Raw genomic sequence first — 1797 nt, 5'->3', positions numbered from 1 at the left:
GCGTCAAAGAGCCACCACCCCCCGGGCTGTCAGCAGCGACGGAGCCGGTCGCCGAGCCGGTTGTGGAGCCGGTCGAGGCGCTGGTCGCGTGGGGCGGGGCGGTGGCGCCGGGTCCCGGGCCGCCGGTGGCCGCCCACAGCAGCGCCCCGCCCACGGCCAGGGCCGTCGCCGCCGCGCACACAGCCGGTACGACCCGCCCCCTGGCCTGCGAGCCGCCCCGCTGGAGTCCGCCTCCCGGAATGCCGGTGGGCGCCGTGCCCCATCCATGCGCGCCCGCCGGATCCGTACGGGACCGCGGCTGTGTCGAGCCCGCGACACCGGGCCGCTCACGCCCGCCGCCATCCCCCCGCCGTCGGGGGACGCCGCCGCCTCCAGGGCGTGCCTGAACGCGTCCGGGGTGGGGCGGCGCAGCGGGTCCTTCGCCAGAGCGGCGAGCAGCGCCGGACCCAGCGGTCCCGCATGCCGAGGAGGCGGCGCCGGTTCCGTCAGGACGGCGCCGAGGGCCGCCAGGTGGTGCGGCCGGTGGAACGGGCCTGCCCCCTCCACGGCGGCGTAGAGGGTCGCCGCCAGCGACCACAGGTCCGACGGCGGGCCCGCGCCCCCGTCGTTGCGAATCCGCTCCGGCGCCATGTAACCGGGCGAACCGACGAGCGCGTCCGCCGAGGTGAGCGCCGTGTCCCCGGAACGCACGGCGATGCCGAAGTCGGTCAGGATCGCCAGGTCGTCCCGGGCGAGCAGCACGTTGGCGGGCTTGACGTCCCGATGCAGGACGCCCCGCCGGTGTGCGAGCCCGAGCGCGTCGAGGAGCTGCAGCCCGATCCGCGCCACCCGGTCCGGCGGCAGCCGTCCGCCGCCCTCGACCAGCCGCTCCAGCGAAGGCCCGGCCACCAGGTCCATGACGATCCACGGGCGGTCGTCCTCGAGGATCACGTCGTGCACGGTGATGATCGACGGATGGGCCAGCCCGCCCGCCGCCCTGGCCTCGCGGATGGTCCGCTCGCACAGCTCACGCCGGGCGGCCCAGGACATGGCGGACGGCAGGCGTACCTCCTTGACCGCCACCTCGCGGCCCAGCAGCCCGTCCCAGGCCCGCCACACGATGCCCATGCCGCCCTCGCCGAGCCGGGACGCCAGCCGGTAGCGGCCCGCGAGGATCGCGTCAGTCGCCATGCGCGATGGCTTGCCCGATCCAGCGGGCGGCCTGCACCGCCCGCTCGCGCATGCGGGAGTCCTCCGCGACGTCGCGCCCGTACTCCACCTCGACGATGGCGTTGCTCAGCCGGAACGTCACGTTCGCGGTGAACGACGGGCCGAGGATGCTCCGGTGCCCCGTGTCCGTCGCGTACGCCTCGTTGCCCAGCCCGGTGATCGGCCTCGGCGGCCAGTTGACCATCTCCGAGTACGAGGAGGTGCTCATCCTGGCCGCCATCTCCCGGCTCAACCCGAACGTCTTGGCCGCCTCCGCGGCGTCCGGGCTCAGCTTGACCTGCACCCGCAGGTCCATGGTCAGCCGATCCGGCACGTCGATCGAGATGTCGCTGCTCCAGGAGCACGACCCGGCCAGGTACGACTGCGGTTTGTGGGGGTTCAGCACGAGCTGGGCGACCTGCTCGTCGGTGAGCGTCTCGCAGAGGTCGGGGACGGTGGAGATTGCCTTGCCGGTGTCGTCCCCCGGGGGGATGACGGGGGTGGCGGGCGGCGTGTGCGCGGCCGCGCCCGCGCCGGCGCCTGCGTGCCGTCCCCGCTCGGCATCCCGCTGGTGGGCGTGGTGTCGGTCCCGGGGGTGCTGGAGGTGGT

At 75.3% G+C, this 1797-nt stretch carries 2 protein-coding genes; both read right to left on the bottom strand.

From position 1 onward, the window contains the following. Positions 1-3 precede the first annotated feature (3 nt). Positions 4-1170: a serine/threonine-protein kinase gene (locus ADY59_RS52230; RefSeq protein WP_053175864.1), complete on the bottom strand. Its 1167-nt coding sequence runs from the start codon at positions 1168-1170 to the stop codon at positions 4-6. Then, positions 1160-1797 (bottom strand): hypothetical protein (locus tag ADY59_RS52225; RefSeq protein WP_049577887.1); only part of this gene is annotated, 638 nt, incomplete at its 5' end. The genes ADY59_RS52230 and ADY59_RS52225, both read right to left, overlap by 11 nt.

The sequence above is a fragment of the Nonomuraea sp. SBT364 genome (genome assembly GCF_001083785.1).
Classification (GTDB): Bacteria; Actinomycetota; Actinomycetes; order Streptosporangiales; family Streptosporangiaceae; genus Nonomuraea.
Note: the sequence above shows the minus strand (reverse complement) of the source record. Positions and strands in the feature narration are given on the sequence as shown.

Bases quoted from the DNA above. Each gene is read 5' to 3' on its own strand.
- ADY59_RS52230 (WP_053175864.1), bottom strand. From the start codon at position 1,170: ATGGCGACTGACGCGATCCTCGCGGGCCGCTACCGGCTGGCGTCCCGG.